This is a genomic window from Roseovarius sp. W115, assembly GCF_032842945.2.
GTDB lineage: Bacteria > Pseudomonadota > Alphaproteobacteria > Rhodobacterales > Rhodobacteraceae > Roseovarius > Roseovarius rhodophyticola.
Window position 1 is genome coordinate 3,504,422 of record NZ_CP146606.1, and the last position, 17,680, is coordinate 3,522,101.

Here is a 17,680-nt window from a genome sequence, read left to right on the forward strand (position 1 = left end):
GCGAACCGCACTTCGCAGCCATCCTTGCAAGGCGTAACACCTGGAACTTTGGGCTCAAAGCCGACTTTACATAACTCGCGGAAGCACCTACCGCCCCTCATACTCCGCCGGGCGCTTTTCAATGAACGCCAGCACACCTTCCTGAAAATCGCGACTGTTCCCACAATCGCCTTGCAACCGCGCCTCAAGGTCAAGCTGAGCCGAGAGATCGTTGTCCCAGCTGCCGCGGATGGCTTGTTTGAGGTTGGCGTAGGCCAGCGTCGGCCCCTTGGCCAGATGCACCGCACGGTCGCGCCAGCGGTCTTCAAACAGCGCCTCATCGACCGCTTCCCAGATCATGCCCCAGTCATCGGCCTGCCGCGCGCTGATGGGTTCGGCGAAAAGGGCTGCCCCCATCGCCTTGGCCGCCCCCATCTGGCGCGGCAGCCAGAAGGTGCCGCCGGCATCCGGGATAAGGCCGATGCGCGTGAAGGCCTGCAGGAAATAGGCGTTCTCAGATGCGATCACCACATCCGCCGTCAGCGCCAGGTTGGCCCCTGCCCCTGCCGCCGGGCCGTTCACGGCGCTGATTGTGGGCACCGGGCAATTTCCGATGGCGTGCAGCATGGGCACGTATTCGTCACGCAGCACCCGCTCCAGATCAAGCTCGGACACACGGCCGGTATCCGACAAATCCTGACCGGAACAAAACGCCTTGCCATTGCCGGTCATCACCAGAACCCGCGCCTTGCGCCCGGCCACGCGTGCTGCATCGGTGATCTCGGCGCGCATCTGTGCATTGAGCGCGTTCATCTTGTCTGGCCGGTTGAGCGTCAGCACCGCGATGTCATCGGTGATGTCGAACGTGATCGTGTTGTAATCTTTCAAAGCTCTGCCCTCCGGCACGTCGAGTTCATTCGCGCGCCACTCAACCCTTAATCAGGATCAAAGGCAACGCCGACGCACAGTCACTTGTCGAGAATTTGCCGAAGCCGCGCTTCTTCATCTTCGCTGAGCTTAGCCGCGCCAACAGTCTCAGAGGTCGCGCGACGTCGAACATACCCCCAGCCAAGCGCCCCTGCGAGTAAGAGCATGCCGGGCCCTGCCAGCCAGAGCACAAGGTTTGACCCGCTGGTCAGCGGGTTGAGCAGAACATATTCGCCATACCGATCCACGACAAAGTCAACGACCTCTTCATCGCTGTCCCCGGCCACAAGCCGTTCGCGCACCAAGAGGCGAAGATCGCGCGCCAGATCAGCATGGGATTCATCAATGCTCTCATTCCGGCAGACAAGGCAGCGCAACCCCGCCGAGATGTCCCGCGCCCGCTCTTCAAGCACCGGATCATCCAGGATTTCATCGGGTTGCACCGCGGCCACGGGAGCTGCCAGCAGGCACAGGATCAAGGCAAGCGCATGTCTCATTCGGCTGGCGTCGCTTGGGGTGTTGTGCGCGTTTTGCGTGCGCCTGCGGCCACGCGGTAGCGCCTGTCACTCAACGACAAGGCCCCGCCCAAAGCCATCAGGATCGAGCCACCCCAGATCCAGTTGGCCAGCGGTTTGTAATAGCTGCGCACCGCCCAGCCGCCATTCACCTGCGGGTCTCCGATCACAACATAGATGTCGCGCAAAAAGCCGTTGTCGATGGCCGCCTCAGATGTCGGCATGGCCGCTACAGGGTAGATGCGCTTTTCCGGCTTGAGCGAGACGATCGTCTGCCCGTTTTGACCGACATCTATCACGGCTGTTGTGGAGAGATAGTTGGGACCTTCCACGTCTTTCACATCGGCGAGAGTAATCTCATATCCTGCGAAGTCATAGGTTTCACCGATCTGAGCGACACGAATGTCCTCCTTCTCCCAGGCCATCATCGCAGAGACACCTGCAATGGTGATGCCAAAGCCTGCATGCGCCACCGACTTGCCCCAGTCCGCGCGCGGCAAACGGCGCAGGCGGCCAAAGCGATCATCACCCCGGCCCGTGCGGCTCCAGAGATCAACAGCAGCACCAGCGACCAGCCATGCGGCCAAAAAGAGACCCACGGGTCCAAGCGCGCTGCGCTCAGTCTGCATCGCCCAGACCAGCAGGCCAACTGCAACAGCCAAAACAAACGCGCCAGTCAGTTGTTTGATGGCTCGCGACAGGACACCCCGCTTCCACGGCATAAGCGCCCCGACCGGCAGGATCAGACCCAAAAGGATCATGAACGGCGTGAAGGCCATGTTGAAGAATGGCGCACCCACGCTGAGCTTGCGGTCAAAGAAAAGCTCGGACACGAGCGGCCAGATCGTGCCAACGAAGACCACAAAGGTGGCAACGCCCAAGAGCACATTGTTGGCCACAAGGAAAGACTCGCGACTGACCAGCCCAAACACGCCCTTGGCCTGCATCACATGGGCACGCGCAGCAAAAAGCGTCAGCCCCACCATCATGAAGAAGCCAAGAATGAGCAATAGGAACATTCCACGCTCAGGGTCTGTGGCGAAGGCATGAACAGAGGTCAGTACACCGGAGCGCGTGATAAACGCGCCCACCATGGAGAAGCCGAACGCGATGATGGCCAGAAGAATAGTCCAGGCTTTGAGCGACTCGCGTTTTTCCACCACGATGGCGGAATGCAGGAGAGCAGCCGCAATCAGCCAGGGCATGAAGCTGGCATTTTCGACCGGATCCCAGAACCAGAATCCGCCCCAGCCAAGTTCATAGTAGGCCCACCAGGAGCCAAGCGCGATGCCGATGGTCAGGAAAATCCACGCAGCCAGTGTATAGGGCCGCACCCAGCGACCCCAGGCCGCGTCCACACGCCCTTCGATCAAGGCCGCAACGGCGAAGGAAAACGTCATCGAAAGGCCGACGTAGCCCAGATAGAGAAACGGCGGGTGGAAGGCGAGACCGGGGTCCTGCAGAAGCGGGTTGAGGTCTTGCCCGTCAAAGGGCGGCACTGGCAGGCGTAGGAACGGGTTGGACGAGAACAGGATAAATGCAAAAAATGCAACGCCAACAGACGCTTGTACCGCCAAAACCCGAGCTTTCAACGTAGGTGGCAGGTTGCCTCCAAACCAAGACGCAAAGGCCCCGAATAGGGTTACAATCAACACCCAGAGCAGCATCGAGCCCTCGTGGTTGCCCCACACTCCGGTCACTTTGTAGAGCATCGGTTTCAGAGAGTGACTGTTCTGAGCCACCAACTGCACGGAAAAGTCTGATGTGACAAAGGCATAGGTCAATGCCGCAAATGACAGCGCCGTCAGGCCAAACTGCAGGTTTGCGGCGGGTTCCGCCGTGGCCATCCAGGACGACCAGCGGTTATGCGCGCCCACCAGTGGCACGATCATTTGAAAGATCGCCACAAAGAAGGCGAGGATGAGTGCGAAGTGCCCGAGCTCTGTAATCATAAGTTGAATATAAACAGCCGTTCGGGACTGGCCAATGATTTTGGTTAAGCCGACCGGTTCACATTGTCGCGGGGTGCGCGCGCTGACGCAGCCAATCGTCAAGCGCCGGATTGTCTGAGGGCTGCACCGCCGCCAACGTCAACGTGGAATCTGACTGCGTTTGGGCCACGCCCGGGCTGCGCGCATCCAGCGCGCGCAGGTCTTCCACAGCGGTGATCACTTGCGGCACACGTGCCAGTGTTGCGGCGATAGAGCGCTGAAATTCCTGGCCTTTTGCCTGATGGCGCGCGCCGAAGTAAAAGCTGACAATCGCACCCAAAAGCCACCAGAGCGGCTCTGGTACAAGGGCAATGCCCTGCATGCGTTCGGCAAACCAGACCGGGTCAACCATCGCACTCAGGAAGAGACCAAGCGTTCCAAGCGCCATGGCAGGGCGTGGGATGCGGTTCAACCCGTCGATGAAGCGATCATACCAAGACACTTTGACATGAGCGAATTCCGCTGAAAGCTGATCGAGTGCGGCCCCCTGCAGGCTGGCTGCACGCTGATCCGCCGCTTCTGCGTTGACGCGAAAGACTTCGGCGGTTTCGGCAACGACGTTGCGTTCACCGCCAAAGAGCACGGACAGAACTCTGCCAATCAATCCCATGACGCTGTCCTTTCGCGAAATTCCATGTTGCTCAGGTGATAGCGCTGCGAAATGAATTCTTCCGCGCGCTTGATCCAGCCGCCTTTGTCGCCCGAACGGCTGCGCGCGAATTTGCGGGAGGCGGCGCGCCGGTCGGCCAATCGGAAATAATAGTTCCGCCGTGCAATCCCGTAAGCATCCGCAATATGATCAGGTGCCGCCTTCGCCGCCTTGCGCGCGGCAACAAGCGTTTGCGGTCCGATCATTCCATCGACCGTCACGTCGTGGTTCATCTGTCTTAACAGCCGTTGCAGAATTTTAACGGCATTGCCCCCCGCATTGACATACATGTCAAAGACGCTGGCCTGCAGCACATCTGGCAGGTCAGCGATGCGCGGTTTGTGAAAATAATGACGCAGAAAAATATCCACGGCCTGATCGGGACGCAAAGCGCGCACATCGGCGATGTCCACCTTGTCATCCCCGGTTAGATCAAGTCCGAGGCGTCTCAGCGTCCCTATCGTGACACCATGTTTCGTGGCCCCGCCAGGATCATCGGGGTCATTGACGAAGCCGCCCTCTCGGGCAACGATCTGTCTGGCAATTTCTTGAACATTGAGCATCGCGGCATTCCAGTTGTTCTGGGTCCGCAAAAGGCTCAGCTGAAGGGGTTAAGAAAGCCTTCAGCTATCGCCCGGCTCTTTGTAGACACCCTGCTCCTTGAGGCTCTCGATCACCTCTTTAGGCATGTATTCCTCGTCGTGCTTGGCAAGGATCTCCGTCGCCTTGAACACCCCATCCTCATAGGTGCCGGTGCCAACCATGCCTTCGTTCTCTGAGAAAAGGTCTGGCAATACGCCCGTATATGTGACCGGGATCACAGCTCCACCATCGGTCACGCTGAAGCTGACAGTTTCGCCTTGTCCGCGCACGATGCTGCCCTCTTCGACCAAACCACCGATGCGAAACACCTCCGTTGGCAAGGGTGGTTCCTCGACGATCTGGCTCGGGGATCGGAAAAAGTTTATCCCGTCTTGCAACGCATACCCAATCAGCCCTGTGGACAGCACAAGCGCCACAGTAGCGATGGCGATAATCTGAACGCGACGTTTTTTCTTCAGCGATTTCATCAGCCTACCACATTTCCTCTACGGGAACACGGGGGCCAGCATCAGCCCCACGGTTTCATCCTCACCTAACATCAGATTGGCGTTTTGCAAGGCCTGCCCGCTGGACCCTTTGGTCAGGTTATCCAGCGCAGCAACGACGATCGCGCGCCCTTCGATCCGGTCCCGGCTGACGCCGATATGGCAAAAGTTGCTGCCGCGGATATGCCGCGTGCTTGGGGCCTCGCCCATGGGCAGTACCTCGATGAACGGCTCATCGGCATAGGCGTTTTGCAAGGACGCATAAACCGCATCCGGGTCGCCTTTGACATAGCCCGTGGCCAGAATCCCGCGGTTAGCGGGAATGAGATGCGGGGTAAACTGAATTTTCACCTCACGCCCGGCAATGGCGGAAAACTCCTGATCGAATTCTCCCAGATGCCGGTGCGTCCCGCCCAAAGCGTAGGCGTGATACCCCTCTGACAATTCGGCATGCAGCAGGTTTTCCTTAAGACTGCGCCCTGCCCCGGACACCCCGCATTTGAGATCCAGAATGATGTCATCCAGGTCGATCACACCATCCGCAATCAAGGGCCGGAGCACGTATTGCCCGGTCGCCGCATTGCAGCCCGTGCCCGCCACCAGGCGCGCCTTGGCAATGGCCTCGCGATAAAACTCGGTCAGCCCGTAGACCGCTTCGCCCTGCATTTCCACGGCGCTGTGCGGATTGCCATACCAGGTCTCATACGCCTCCGGATCGCGGAGCCGGAAATCGGCGCTCAGATCCACAATCCGCAGGTCATGTGGCAAGGCCGAAATCACCTCCTGGCTGGTCTTATGCGGCAACGCGCAAAAGCACAGATCAACCTTGGTAAAGTCGATATCCTCGATCTTAACCAAATCCGGCAGGTCGAGATGCCGTAGATGTGGAAACACCTGCGCCATGGATTGCCCCGCCTTGGAATTGGCCCCAAGGGCGATGATGTCCATGTTGGGATGCGTCGCTATAAGCCGGATCAGCTCCGCACCGGTATAGCCGGATGCGCCCAGAATGGCGATTTTGTGGGTCATGGTGACCTCTTTCATATGGTATTTGGCGTTTAGAAAAATTCTTGTGGTCCGGCAAGGGACCGCGATGTCACAGGGCTTGGCCTCAGGCCGCCTCAAACGCGATGCGTCGTCGCAAAAACAGCGTGGCTCGGTCTGAAACCGTCTTGGGATCACCTGTGGTCAAAAACCGCGTGCCACTCCCCTCACCGACCATATCAGGCCGCCGGTCCAGATAGTCGCTGAGGCTGTCGGCGACCAGTTTCGGTTGCGAATAAACCGCAACGTCCGACCCAAGCGCATCCTGAAACACATGCTCCATCAACGGGTAATGTGTGCACCCCAGCACGGCAGCTTGCGGGTCGGGCATCTTGCGTTTGAGCGCATCAACATGGCTGCGCACCAATGCCTCGGCCAAAATCATGTCGCCCTCTTCGATGGCATCCACCACCCCGCCACAGGCCTGCGCCTCGACATCAACGCCAATCGCGCGAAAAGCCAACTCGCGTTGAAACGCACGGCTGCTGACAGTGGCAGGAGTTGCAAACAGAGCTGCGTGTTTGACCGCAACTTCGCGCGGAGGAGAGTTATCCCCCCATTGCCGTTCGGTCAGTGCTTCGATCAAGGGTACAAACACGCCCAAAACGCGCTTGCCCTCTGGCACCCCTGCTTCTTGCATGCGCCGCAACGCCGCGGCTGAGGCCGTGTTGCACGCTAGGATCACAAGGTTGCAGCCCTCATCCCAAAGCCTGCGTACATGTGCATCGGTGAGTTTGAAAATGTCATCCGCATCCCGCACGCCATAAGGCGTATGCGCATTGTCGCCCAGATACAAAAGCGGCAGATCCGGCAGCCGCGCCTCGATCGCGTCAAGCACGGTTAACCCACCCAGACCGCTATCAAAAATGCCAACTGCCATCAGATATGTGCGCCGATAGCGCCCTTATTCGAATTCAAACCCAAGCGCGTTGGGATCAACCGCGCCATTGGCAAGCTCATACGTCTTATGGCGCAAAAAGGCCATGAGGGATTTCGCGTCTGTGGCACGCTCAGCAAATTCATGTTGCGCAATCGGCTTACCGATGGCCACCTCAACAGGTGTGTCCACACGTTTCCCGAATTCCTTGATCAACAATCCCATACGCAAGGTCGAGTGCAGATGGCTGGCTACCTGGAACAATCGGCTGGTATGACCTTCGAAGTAGATAGGCACCACCTTGGCCCCCGATTTCGCAATCATGCGCGCCGTGAAACTGCGCCAGCTGGGATCAAGCGGTTGCCCAAAAGGGCGTGCGCCCGTGCTGACGGTACCGCCGGGGAAAATGCCGATGGCACCACCTTGACCCAAATAGTTGAGTGCAGTTTTTCTTGTCTGAAGGTTGAGGGCCACAGCCTCCTTGGTTTCATCAAAACTCACCGGAAGAACCACACGGTTGAGATCTTCGGCTTTGCGAAACACCGAATTGGCCAGAATGCGGAAATCACCCCGCGTCTGGCTCAGGATGTGGCCCATCATCAGGCCATCAAGAATGCCGTAAGGATGATTGGCGATCACAATAAGAGGGCCTTCAGCGGGAATGTTGGCAAGGCTGCCGCCTGTGACTTCAAGGCTCAGACCGTAGCGTTCAACCATCACCTGCCAGAAATCACGCCCTGCCGCGACCTCATGCTCATAACCTTCGGCGCGTTTGATCAGGCGGATGCGTCCCGTCAGGTTCTCCATCGTGCGGATCATCGCCCGACCACCGCGCGTTTGCGCGGAATAGGCGTAGCTGATGTCGCGTGCGATATGGCGATCCTGACGCATATCCGATCTCTGCTCGATTCGTTTGCCGGGTTATAGGCCCGTTTTGTCATGCGCCCCTATGAAAACTTTGTGACAGTTATTCCGCGGCTTGCGACAGCGGTGTGCCCCCGGACTGGATCAAGGCCAGCAAGTCCTCACGCTGTTTGGCCGCCTTTTGGGCATTTGCCTCTTTCACCGGGCCAAAACCACGGATTTGTAGGGGAAGCTCTGCCAGTGCAACAATGGCATCCCTCGTTTGGTCATCCAGCTTGGGCAGAACCTTGGCCATATCCTTCTGATATTGCCTGATCAACTTGCGTTCCATGCGCCGTTCACGGCTATAGCCAAAGAGGTCGAAAGGCGTGCCGCGCAAACCCTTCAGCTTGGTTAACAAACGTAGCGGCGTTTCAACCCACGCCCCAAATTCGCGTTTCTTCGGACGCCCGTCAGGCCCTTTGCCACCAAAGATCGGCGGCGCAAGGTGGTAGTTCATTTTGAAATCGCCGGAAAACTCTTCTCCAGCCTTCTGGCGTGACGACAACAAAAGCCGCGCCACCTCATATTCATCCTTGTACGACAAGAGCTTGTGATACGCTCGCGCAACGGATTCCTTCACCCGAGCATCTTCGATCCCGTCCACCAGCTTGCGATATCTCTTGGCCAAGCGCAGCCCCTGATAGGCCGCCAAATGATCGGCGCGGAACGTAATCTTTTCCTCAATCGTCTTGGGCTTTTGCACCACTTCAGCGGTGTACAGATTCATAGCATCATCAGGATGCGTGGCTGCCCAGCGACCGACCTCAAAGGCCCTCAAGTTTTGCTCAACCGCCGCGCCGTTCAACTCAATCGCTTCATCAATCGACGCTTTCGACAAAGGCACCAGCCCCTTTTGCCAGGCCGCGCCGAATACCAGCATATTGGCATAAATCGCATCCCCCATGCTTGCCCGCGCCAGTTCATGCGCATCAAAGAAATGCACGTCTTTTTGCAACCGCGCCTCCAGCGCGAGCTGCAGGCGATCCGCAGGAATGGTGAATTCCGTATCCTGTGTGAAGGCGCCAGTGATGATCTCATGGCTGTTAACCACGGCCCCAGTGCGCCCCTGGCGCGTCAGACCAAGGGTTTTTGCCCCCGCACTGACCACAAGATCGCCGCCGATGAGCGCATCGCATTCACCGGTGGCCACACGAATCGCGCTGATGTCCTCTGGGCTTTCGGCCAAACGGCAATGCACATGCACCGCACCGCCCTTTTGCGCCAGACCGGCCATCTCCATCATGCCCGCGCCCTTGCCGTCAATTTGGGCCGCCTGCGCCATCACAGCCCCGATGGTCACAACGCCCGTGCCCCCGACCCCGGTGATCACCACGTTATAAGTTCCCTTGATCTTAGGCAGCGCGGGCGGCGCGATATAGGGCAGTTCAAGATCAACAGCCGAATCCTTGCGGATTTTTGCGCCTTCCAGTGTGACAAATGACGGGCAGAAGCCCTTCACACAGCTGAAATCCTTGTTGCAGCTGGATTGATCAATGGCCCGTTTGCGGCCCAGTTCGGTATCTTTCGGCACGATCGCCACGCAGTTTGATTGCACGCCGCAATCCCCGCAGCCTTCGCAGACATCCGAATTGATGAACACCCGCTTATCAGGGTCCGGAAAACTGCCGCGCTTGCGGCGGCGGCGTTTCTCAGCGGCACATGTCTGGATGTAAACAATGGCCGACACGCCCTTGATATTCTGAAATTTTTCCTGAACCGCAGGCAGCTCAGCACGTTCATGCCAGCCAATGCCAGACGGGAAGTCGCTTTTGCGTGGCTCCTCCTTGGCATCAAACACCACCGCGACATGCTCCACTCCCATGGCCTGCAATTCCCGAGCAATGCGATCTGGGGACAAGCCCCCTTCATTGCCCTGCCCGCCGGTCATGGCTACGGCGTCATTGAACAGAATTTTGTAGGTGATGTTCGTCCCTGCCGCGAGGGTCGCGCGAATGGCTTGGACGCCGGAATGATTGTAGGTGCCGTCGCCCAGGTTCTGGAAGACATGGTCGCGCTTGGAAAACGGTGCTTCCCCGACCCAGTTGGCCCCTTCGCCGCCCATATGGGTAAAGCCCACCGTATCGCGATCCATCCATTGCACCATGAAATGACATCCGATTCCGGCATAAGCACGGCTCCCGTCAGGCAGCTTGGTCGAGCTGTTATGCGGACACCCGGCACAGAAATACGGAAGCCGCGATGCCATATCTTTGGCATTATCGGCTTTCTTTGCTTCCTCAATAGCTTGCAGGCCTGCTTTCACGCGATCCGTGCCGCGCCCTTCCTCGACAAGAATACCGCCAATCTTTTCGGCAACCATGACAGGATCAAGCGCCATACGGGTTGGGAAAAGCTCTTCTTCATGCAGACCGCCGGCCCCGCCTTTGTACCATCCGTAAACACGGCGCCCCTGACGATTATCGAAAATCGCTTCCTTGATCTGGATTTCAATGAGTTTGCGTTTTTCCTCGACCACGACGATGAGGTCCAGCGCTTCGGCCCACTCGTTGAACCCTTTCATGTCCATCGGAAACGTCTGCCCGACTTTATATGTCGTCAGACCCAGCCGCTCGGCCTCATCCGCATCAATGCCCAGCAAATCAAGCGCATGCACAAGATCGAGCCAGTTCTTACCCGCCGCAACAAAGCCGATCTTCGCCCCGGGTTTGCCCATCATGCGCCTGTCGATCTTGTTGGCATGGGAAAACGCCTCAGCGGCAAAGCGTTTGTGATCGATCATCCGCGCTTCCTGCGCGATCCAGTGATCGGCGAGACGGATGTTCAATCCACCTTCCGGCATCTCAAACTCAGGCGTGACAAAAGACATCCGGTCGGTGCGCCCGTCCACAACGCTGGTGACTTCGACCGTGTCCTTCATGGTTTTCAGCCCACACCAGACCCCCGCAAAGCGAGACAGCGCAAAGCCATAAAGGCCAAAATCGAGGATTTCCTGAACACCTGCAGGCGACAAGACCGGCATATAGGTATCGACCATCGCCCAGTCGGATTGATGACACACAGTCGAGCTTTCTCCGGTGTGATCGTCTCCCATCGCCATAAGGACACCCCCAAGGGGGGACGTTCCAGCCATATTGGCATGACGCATCACATCGCCAGTGCGATCCACACCTGGCCCCTTGCCGTACCAAAGACCAAATACGCCATCATATTTGCCTTCACCGCGCAACTCGGCCTGTTGGGTACCCCAAAGCGCTGTGGCCGCGAGATCTTCGTTGAGACCCGGCTGGAATGTTACATTGGCCCCGGTCAGGGTTTTTTCGGCGCGAGCCATTTGCATATCGACAGCACCCAGCGGAGAGCCGCGATAGCCGGTCACATAGCCAGCCGTGTTGTGACCCGCCGCCTTGTCCCGCGCGGCCTGCGTCAGCATCAGCCGCACAAGCGCCTGTGTTCCATTCAGCAAAATGGGTGATTTCTCAAGATTCAGCCGATCATTGAGAGATATCTTCTGATCGCTCATCGATGTCCTCCCTGCCAACGTCTCGCGGGGCCGTTGATATCTCCACAATAGGTCATAAATTGTGACCTACCAAGTAAATTCTCGAAATCGTTAACTCGAGGATAGGAACCGCTTGTCGTTTTCTGCTATTGCGCAGATTAACAAATTTCAGTTTCGAAAGTTGCTCAAATGGATTGGGATAAATTACGGATTTTTCATGCGGTCGCAGATGCCGGAAGCCTCACCCATGCGGGCGATCAGCTTCATTTGTCGCAATCGGCCGTTTCAAGGCAGGTGCGCGCGCTGGAAGAATCACTTAATGTGACGCTTTTCCACCGTCATGCGCGCGGGTTGATCCTGACCGAACAGGGCGAGCTTCTGTTCGACGCCACACGCGCGATGATGAAACGATTGGACGCAGCCACTGCGCGCATTCGCGATAGCGAAGAAGAGGTGTTTGGCGAGCTGCGCGTGACAACCACGATCGGCTTTGGCACGCTATGGCTAGCGCCGCGTCTGCCGAAGCTCTTTGAAAAGTACCCCGACCTGAATATTGACCTCATGCTGGAAGAACGCGTGCTGGACCTGCCCATGCGCGAGGCGGATGTCGCCATTCGGATGAAAGAACCAAGCCAGGCTGATTTGATCCGCAAGCGACTTATGAGCGTGCATATGTGCCTCTTTGCGACGCCAGAGTACCTGCAAGAAAATGGCACGCCCCAGGAGCAAAAAGACCTCAGCAATCACCGCATTCTATGCCAGAACCCGCGCTCGGCTCAGGTGGGCGCGGCCGCGACACTCGTGGCAGAGCTCATGACCAATGATGTGACTTCAATGCTGACCGTGAACAACTATTTCGGCGTTCTGCAGGGGGTATTGCACAATATCGGCATTGGCGTCCTGCCTGACTATCTGAGTCGCGACTTTCCCGATCTGGTACGTGTCTTGCCGGACGTGCATTCCGTAGAAGTCCCGGTTTTTCTCGCTTACCCAGAGGAATTGCGGCATTCGCAGCGCATCGCGGCATTCCGGGATTTTGTTCAAGAAGAGATCGTGATTTATCGAAAAACGATGAAAGCACAATCCCTTACGTCTGCGTAACACCAGTGCGTATCTGAGGTATGCACGACACACATAACGGGATTGCTGCCTGTGTGACCTGTTTTTTCTTGAAACGTGAATTGGCCCTCTCTACTTCCCAAACATGAAGGCGCGCACTGAGGTGTCGCGCCATCATACCTCCCTGTTGGACTAAGGCCGAGCTTAGCGCTCGGCCCTTTTTTTGGCCCATACCCCGTATAGATGCGGAGGTATGACCATCACGCTTAGAAAGCCGTCTTTGGATGAATTGCCCGCCCTTTCGCTACTCTGCCAGCGGTCAAAGGCGCATTGGGGGTATGACGCTGCCTTCATGAAGGCCTGCGAAGCAGAACTGACATTGAGTGACGACGCACTCGACCAACCAATCATGCTGGCAGAAACAGGTGATGAAATTGCGGGCGTGGCGCAGCTTGACTGGGAAGGGTCGGATATGGATCTCGACCGGCTCTATATTGACCCGCCCTTTATCGGCCAAGGTGTTGGACGTGTCTTGTTTGACTGGTGCGTAACCACGGCCAAAAGCATGGACGCCGCGCGGCTTTTGATCGATGCGGAACCAAGTGCCGTTAAGTTCTATGAGAAAATGGGCGCCGTTCAGATTGGGATGCGCCCGTCCGGCTCCATCCCAGGTCGGTTTCTGCCACAGCTGGAGTTTGTGCTTAGATAACGGTCAACTCGCTGCCCGCCAAAGGTGACAACAGCCGGGGGGCACCGGTTGTTATGACGATGTTTTCTTCATGCACCATCATACGCCCCTCCACCGTTTCAATCCCCGGCTCTAATGTAATCACCATTCCTGGCTTGAGCTCGGTTTCATCGGCCTGAATGAGCGAAAGCCCTTCGGTCAGTTGCAGGCCCAAAGCATGTCCCAGCCGTCCGGTAGTCTCCCCTCCGCCCACAATATCGGCCATCACGCGCCACAGATCACAGGCACAGGCACCGGGACGTGCGGTCTCCAACCCAGCGGCCACGGCCTCCATCAGACGGCTATGCGCATTTGCGGCTTCTTGTGAGGGCTGGCCCACGGAAAAGTTTCGGTCATAGTCGCAGAAGTACCCGTCCTTCATCGCCCCAGTGTCTAGCATGAGCACATCCCCTGCCTTCAGGGGCGTGTCACTGGCCGGTGAGATCACATCGTCATATCCGTCTGGCCCGGCGCCACCCGAAAGATACGGCACCCAGTCCGCGCCTTCTTCGAGCAAAAGACGTTGGAAGTTACGAAATACCGTTGAGAGAGGAACGCCTTCGCCTGCGATCTCACCCATACGTGCAAAGGCACGACCCGCCACCGAACAAATGGTTTCGATCTTGGCAATCTCGGCCTCGGATTTCACCGCACGTGCGTTTGCGAGTATGCCGTGGTCTGGGCCGAACGACATCTGCGTCTGTGCTTTCAGCGCCTCAAAATCTGCCAAGGGCATACGCAGATGCGTTTCCAAATGCGACGGAATGCCAACCGGCCCACCAACCTCTTTCAGCGTCTGCGCCAATAAGCCCACCCCATCATCCCCTGGCACAGGCGCAGGCCAGGTGCGAATATCCTCGATCCACCCCCGCCCCATAAGCGCCGCCCCGATGGATGGGATGACGGCAATGGGTTTGCCACTGGCCGGGACCAACAGATACCAGGGCCGCGTCGGGCTTTGCCAAAACCGGGTCAAAAAGCCGGTGAGGTACAGGATGTCATGTTCTGTCGTCAAAAGTAGCGCGCCAAGCTCATGTTGCGCCATGCCCGCCTGGATAACTTTGAGCCGCGCGGCGTATTCGGCGTCAGGAAACAGGCTCACTGCGCCATCTCGCTGAGAATACACAGGCTAACGGCGTCCTCAGGCAGGTCCATCAAACGCAAAGCGGCAACGCCTGCACCGCCGGATTCTGTTGTCGCCAGACTTTGGCTTGCCAGTTCAGATAAAACTTCCTCAGCTTCAGCTTCTGTGACTGTGACAAACGCATCGGCATCGCGTGACAGACCTTTCAGTGCGATCAAAGATGCTTCCTTGCAGTCCAGCCGCCCCATGGCCGACACGCCACCCTCAGCCGTGACGAATTGCCCGGCCTCGATCGCGGCCTGAAGTGCGGGGGCCTCTGATGGCTCCACCACTAGTATCTGAGGTGCATCGCCCCAAGCCTTGCGGAAGTAAGCCGCACAGGCCCCAGCCAAGCCACCGACGCCGGCTTGCAAAAAGATATGGGTGGGCACCACTGGCATCTGGCGCGTGGCCTCGGCGGCCATGGCCAAGTAACCTTCCATTAACCTGTGCGGGCGCATCACATAGCCGGGCCATGACGTATCAGACAAAAGCACCCAGTTGTTTTCTACCGCTGCCTTCATAGCGGCCTCGACGCTAGCCTCATATTCGGCCCCTTCCCGCACCACACGCGCACCTTTGTCACGCAGACGATTCGCAAAGCTTTCTGGCACCGTATCGGCAAGATAGATCACCGCATCCGCCCCAAAGATGTGCGCGCCCGCGGCGACCGACATGCCGTGATTGCCCGCGCTTGCCGTCACATAAGTGCGCCCGGTCAAAGAGGTGCTGAGATCCTCGGTCTCTGCTTCCACAGCTTCACATGCGATCACGTAGGCCGCGCCAAGCGCCTTGAAGCTGCCAAGGCCCATACGCTCACGCTCATCCTTGATCCAGACGGACCCCGGCAATCCGCTGGCCTTGACCAACGGCGTTTCACTTGCCGAGGGGCATTGCTTCAACAATGCCTCAACAGCGTCGCCATCCGTACTGGGCATCGGAATTTCGTTCAGGATGTCATCTGGCAAGGCTTTACCCCGCCACGGGTTCTGGATGATCTTCATATGCCCTCTCTTTCAGCGCACTGGACTGCATTTGTCCCATTCGGTCAACCGCCTTCCACATCCCTCTTTCCCCTGCGAGATGGATGGCCTAAAGAGACGCCAACAGGCCACTCTCGGGGGATAATGTCTGATGCAGGAACCGGCGATCACGCAGGAATTGATCGAAGCGCACGGGCTGAAGCCTGATGAGTATGACCGTATTCTCGACATCATGGGCCGCACGCCCACCTTTACCGAACTTGGCATCTTCTCGGCCATGTGGAACGAGCATTGCTCTTATAAGTCCTCCAAGAAATGGCTGCGCACCCTGCCCACCGAAGGGCCACAGGTGATTTGCGGTCCCGGCGAAAATGCCGGTGTGATTGATATTGGTGACGGGCAAGCCGTGATCTTCAAAATGGAGAGCCACAACCACCCGTCCTATATCGAGCCCTATCAAGGCGCGGCGACCGGTGTGGGCGGTATTCTACGTGACGTCTTCACCATGGGTGCCCGGCCCATAGCATCGATGAACTCGCTCAGCTTCGGCGAACCTGCGCATCCCAAAACACGCCAGCTTGTGCATGGGGTGGTTGAGGGCATCGGTGGATATGGCAACTGTTTCGGGGTGCCCTGCGCGGGGGGCGAAGTGCGGTTTGATCCGGCTTACAATGGCAACTGCCTGGTGAATGCGTTTGCCGCGGGTCTCGCGGATGCGGACAAGATTTTCTATTCCGCCGCCTCGGGCGTGGGTATGCCCGTGGTCTATCTGGGGGCCAAAACCGGCCGCGATGGCGTCGGCGGGGCCACAATGGCCTCGGCTGAATTTGACGAGAGCATTGAGGAAAAGCGCCCAACGGTGCAGGTTGGCGACCCTTTCACCGAGAAACGGCTGATGGAAGCCACGCTGGAGCTGATGGCCACCGGTGCGGTGATTTCAATTCAGGACATGGGCGCGGCAGGCTTGACTTGTTCAGCGGTCGAGATGGGCGACAAGGGCGGGCTTGGCGTCAAGCTCAACCTCGACGCCGTGCCACAACGCGAAGAGAACATGACCGCCTATGAGATGATGCTCTCAGAGAGCCAGGAGCGGATGCTGATGGTGCTCAAGCCCGAGCTTGAGGCCGAAGCGCGCGCAGTTTTCGAGAAGTGGGACCTCGATTTCGCTATTGTGGGCGAGACCATCGCCGAAGACAGGTTTCTGATCGAGCATAAGGGTGAAATCAAAGCCGATCTGCCACTGGCCACGCTTTCAGGCAGCGCGCCGGAATATGACCGGCCTTGGGTTGAACCCGAGGCCGCCGCACGGCTGGACATGGCCAGTTTACCCCAGATTGACCCCATCGATGGCCTCAAAGCGCTCATCTCTGCGCCAAACTACTGTTCGCGCCATTGGGTCTATGAGCAATATGACACCATGGTCATGGCCGATAGCGCACGTTTGCCCGGTCAGGGCGCCGGGCTCATCCGCGTGCATGGCACCGACAAGCTTTTGGCCTTCACCTCGGATGTCACACCGCGCTACGTCAAAGCAAATCCCAAGGAAGGCGGCAAACAGGCGGTGGCCGAGGCCTATCGCAATCTCACCGCCGTGGGCGCAGTACCACTTGCCACAACCGACAACCTGAATTTCGGCAATCCTGAAAAGCCCGAGATCATGGGCCAGTTCGTGATGGCCATCAAAGGCATTGGCGAGGCTGTCGGTGCACTCGACATGCCCATCGTGTCGGGCAACGTGTCGCTTTATAATGAAACCGACGGCTCTGCGATCCTGCCGACCCCAACGATTGGCGCGGTGGGTCTGATCAAATCGCCTCAAGACGCAATCACAGGACAGGCTCAAGAAGGGCATGTCGCCGTCGTGATCGGGGAAACCTCCGGTCATCTGGGCCAATCCGCGCTTCTGGCCGAACTTCTGGGCCGGGTTGAGGGCGACGCCCCCGCGGTGGATTTGGCCACCGAAAAACGCCATGGCGATTTCGTCCGCGCGCAACGCAACAAGATCGTCGCCTGCACCGATCTGGGGGATGGCGGCTTGGCCTTGGCCGCGTTCGAGATGGCGGAAAGCGCCGGTGTCGGCGTTGAGATTGACACAGGAGACGCGGATGCGCTCTTTGGCGAGGATCAGGCGCGATACCTTCTGGCCACGACACCTGAACATGCCGAAACCCTTATCGCCGTGGGAGCAGACGCGGGCGTGCCTGTTGCAAAAGTCGGTCGGTTCACCGGCAACTCGGTCAGCTTCGGTGATGCATCTGCGCCATTGGATGACCTCAGCGCTACATTCCGCGAGGCATTTGCCAACACATTCGCCTGATCGCGAACTCTCACGATTGCATGAGTGGCGTTGGC

Annotated in this window: 15 protein-coding genes; 3 read left to right on the top strand and 12 right to left on the bottom strand. The window is 58.0% G+C overall.

Features of this window, described 5'->3' with window-relative positions; translation table 11 throughout:
• Positions 1-87 precede the first annotated feature (87 nt).
• The 10 genes from RZS32_RS17830 to RZS32_RS17875 form a co-directional block, all read right to left on the bottom strand.
• Complete coding sequence (locus RZS32_RS17830) at positions 88-867, bottom strand: enoyl-CoA hydratase-related protein (RefSeq protein WP_317054893.1); 780 nt, start codon at positions 865-867, stop codon at positions 88-90.
• A gap of 80 nt (positions 868-947) precedes the next feature.
• The gene (locus RZS32_RS17835) at positions 948-1,403 is read right to left on the bottom strand and encodes a cytochrome c-type biogenesis protein (RefSeq protein ID WP_317054894.1); all 456 of its coding nucleotides are present in this window, start codon (positions 1,401-1,403) and stop codon (positions 948-950) included.
• Positions 1,400-3,373, bottom strand: a complete 1,974-nt coding sequence (locus RZS32_RS17840; protein WP_317054895.1) for a heme lyase CcmF/NrfE family subunit — start codon at positions 3,371-3,373, stop codon at positions 1,400-1,402. The genes RZS32_RS17835 and RZS32_RS17840 overlap by 4 nt, the downstream gene beginning before the upstream one ends.
• 58 nt (positions 3,374-3,431) lie before the next feature.
• A complete protein-coding gene (locus tag RZS32_RS17845; protein WP_317054896.1) occupies positions 3,432-4,022 on the bottom strand; it encodes a holin family protein in 591 nt (196 codons plus the stop codon).
• Positions 4,013-4,624 carry a holin-associated N-acetylmuramidase gene (locus RZS32_RS17850; protein WP_317054897.1) on the bottom strand — a complete coding sequence of 204 codons (612 nt, stop codon included), beginning with the start codon at positions 4,622-4,624 and terminating at the stop codon, positions 4,013-4,015. Before RZS32_RS17850 ends, RZS32_RS17845 begins: the two co-directional genes overlap by 10 nt.
• 60 nt (positions 4,625-4,684) lie before the next feature.
• On the bottom strand, positions 4,685-5,131 hold the full coding sequence (gene ccmE, locus RZS32_RS17855) for a cytochrome c maturation protein CcmE (RefSeq protein ID WP_317054898.1): 447 nt from the start codon (positions 5,129-5,131) through the stop codon (positions 4,685-4,687).
• 18 nt (positions 5,132-5,149) lie between these two features.
• Positions 5,150-6,178 (bottom strand): N-acetyl-gamma-glutamyl-phosphate reductase, encoded by a 1,029-nt coding sequence (argC, locus tag RZS32_RS17860; protein ID WP_317054899.1) that lies wholly within the window; start codon positions 6,176-6,178, stop codon positions 5,150-5,152.
• Between the two features lie 82 nt (positions 6,179-6,260).
• On the bottom strand, positions 6,261-7,073 hold the full coding sequence (locus RZS32_RS17865) for a glutamate racemase (RefSeq protein WP_317054900.1): 813 nt from the start codon (positions 7,071-7,073) through the stop codon (positions 6,261-6,263).
• Positions 7,074-7,097: 24 nt separating this feature from the next.
• Positions 7,098-7,961: a lysophospholipid acyltransferase family protein gene (locus RZS32_RS17870; RefSeq protein ID WP_317054901.1), complete on the bottom strand. Its 864-nt coding sequence runs from the start codon at positions 7,959-7,961 to the stop codon at positions 7,098-7,100.
• A 76-nt stretch (positions 7,962-8,037) separates the two neighbouring features.
• On the bottom strand, positions 8,038-11,457 hold the full coding sequence (locus RZS32_RS17875; protein ID WP_317054902.1) for an indolepyruvate ferredoxin oxidoreductase family protein: 3,420 nt from the start codon (positions 11,455-11,457) through the stop codon (positions 8,038-8,040).
• A 168-nt stretch (positions 11,458-11,625) separates the two neighbouring features.
• On the opposite strand from RZS32_RS17875, the gene RZS32_RS17880 reads away from it, so the two are divergent.
• Together RZS32_RS17880 and RZS32_RS17885 are read left to right on the top strand one after the other, a co-directional pair.
• Positions 11,626-12,537, top strand: a complete 912-nt coding sequence (locus RZS32_RS17880) for a LysR family transcriptional regulator (RefSeq protein ID WP_317054903.1) — start codon at positions 11,626-11,628, stop codon at positions 12,535-12,537.
• A gap of 211 nt (positions 12,538-12,748) precedes the next feature.
• Entirely contained in the window at positions 12,749-13,204 is a 456-nt protein-coding gene (locus tag RZS32_RS17885) for a GNAT family N-acetyltransferase (RefSeq protein ID WP_317054904.1), read from the top strand.
• Here RZS32_RS17885 and RZS32_RS17890 read toward each other — a convergent pair.
• Together RZS32_RS17890 and RZS32_RS17895 are read right to left on the bottom strand one after the other, a co-directional pair.
• Positions 13,197-14,324 (bottom strand): M24 family metallopeptidase, encoded by a 1,128-nt coding sequence (locus RZS32_RS17890; protein WP_317054905.1) that lies wholly within the window; start codon positions 14,322-14,324, stop codon positions 13,197-13,199. The genes RZS32_RS17885 and RZS32_RS17890 overlap by 8 nt on opposite strands.
• Positions 14,321-15,349, bottom strand: coding sequence for a pyridoxal-phosphate dependent enzyme (locus RZS32_RS17895; protein WP_317054906.1), 1,029 nt, complete (start codon positions 15,347-15,349; stop codon positions 14,321-14,323). The genes RZS32_RS17890 and RZS32_RS17895 overlap by 4 nt, the downstream gene beginning before the upstream one ends.
• A gap of 130 nt (positions 15,350-15,479) precedes the next feature.
• Between RZS32_RS17895 and purL the strand changes: the two genes are divergently transcribed.
• Positions 15,480-17,645 carry a phosphoribosylformylglycinamidine synthase subunit PurL gene (gene purL, locus RZS32_RS17900; RefSeq protein WP_317054907.1) on the top strand — a complete coding sequence of 722 codons (2,166 nt, stop codon included), beginning with the start codon at positions 15,480-15,482 and terminating at the stop codon, positions 17,643-17,645.
• Positions 17,646-17,680 lie beyond the last annotated feature (35 nt).

Excerpts from the sequence above, each read along its gene's own strand:
- RZS32_RS17835 (WP_317054894.1), bottom strand. The coding sequence starts at position 1,403 with ATGAGACATGCGCTTGCCTTGATCCTGTGCCTGCTGGCAGCTCCCGTG.
- RZS32_RS17840 (WP_317054895.1), bottom strand. The coding sequence starts at position 3,373 with ATGATTACAGAGCTCGGGCACTTCGCACTCATCCTCGCCTTCTTTGTG.
- RZS32_RS17845 (WP_317054896.1), bottom strand. The coding sequence starts at position 4,022 with ATGGGATTGATTGGCAGAGTTCTGTCCGTGCTCTTTGGCGGTGAACGC.
- RZS32_RS17850 (WP_317054897.1), bottom strand. The coding sequence starts at position 4,624 with ATGCTCAATGTTCAAGAAATTGCCAGACAGATCGTTGCCCGAGAGGGC.
- ccmE (WP_317054898.1), bottom strand. The coding sequence starts at position 5,131 with ATGAAATCGCTGAAGAAAAAACGTCGCGTTCAGATTATCGCCATCGCT.
- argC (WP_317054899.1), bottom strand. The coding sequence starts at position 6,178 with ATGACCCACAAAATCGCCATTCTGGGCGCATCCGGCTATACCGGTGCG.
- RZS32_RS17865 (WP_317054900.1), bottom strand. The coding sequence starts at position 7,073 with ATGGCAGTTGGCATTTTTGATAGCGGTCTGGGTGGGTTAACCGTGCTT.
- RZS32_RS17870 (WP_317054901.1), bottom strand. The coding sequence starts at position 7,961 with ATGCGTCAGGATCGCCATATCGCACGCGACATCAGCTACGCCTATTCC.
- RZS32_RS17875 (WP_317054902.1), bottom strand. The coding sequence starts at position 11,457 with ATGAGCGATCAGAAGATATCTCTCAATGATCGGCTGAATCTTGAGAAA.
- RZS32_RS17880 (WP_317054903.1), top strand. The coding sequence starts at position 11,626 with ATGGATTGGGATAAATTACGGATTTTTCATGCGGTCGCAGATGCCGGA.
- RZS32_RS17885 (WP_317054904.1), top strand. The coding sequence starts at position 12,749 with ATGACCATCACGCTTAGAAAGCCGTCTTTGGATGAATTGCCCGCCCTT.
- RZS32_RS17895 (WP_317054906.1), bottom strand. The coding sequence starts at position 15,349 with ATGAAGATCATCCAGAACCCGTGGCGGGGTAAAGCCTTGCCAGATGAC.
- purL (WP_317054907.1), top strand. The coding sequence starts at position 15,480 with ATGCAGGAACCGGCGATCACGCAGGAATTGATCGAAGCGCACGGGCTG.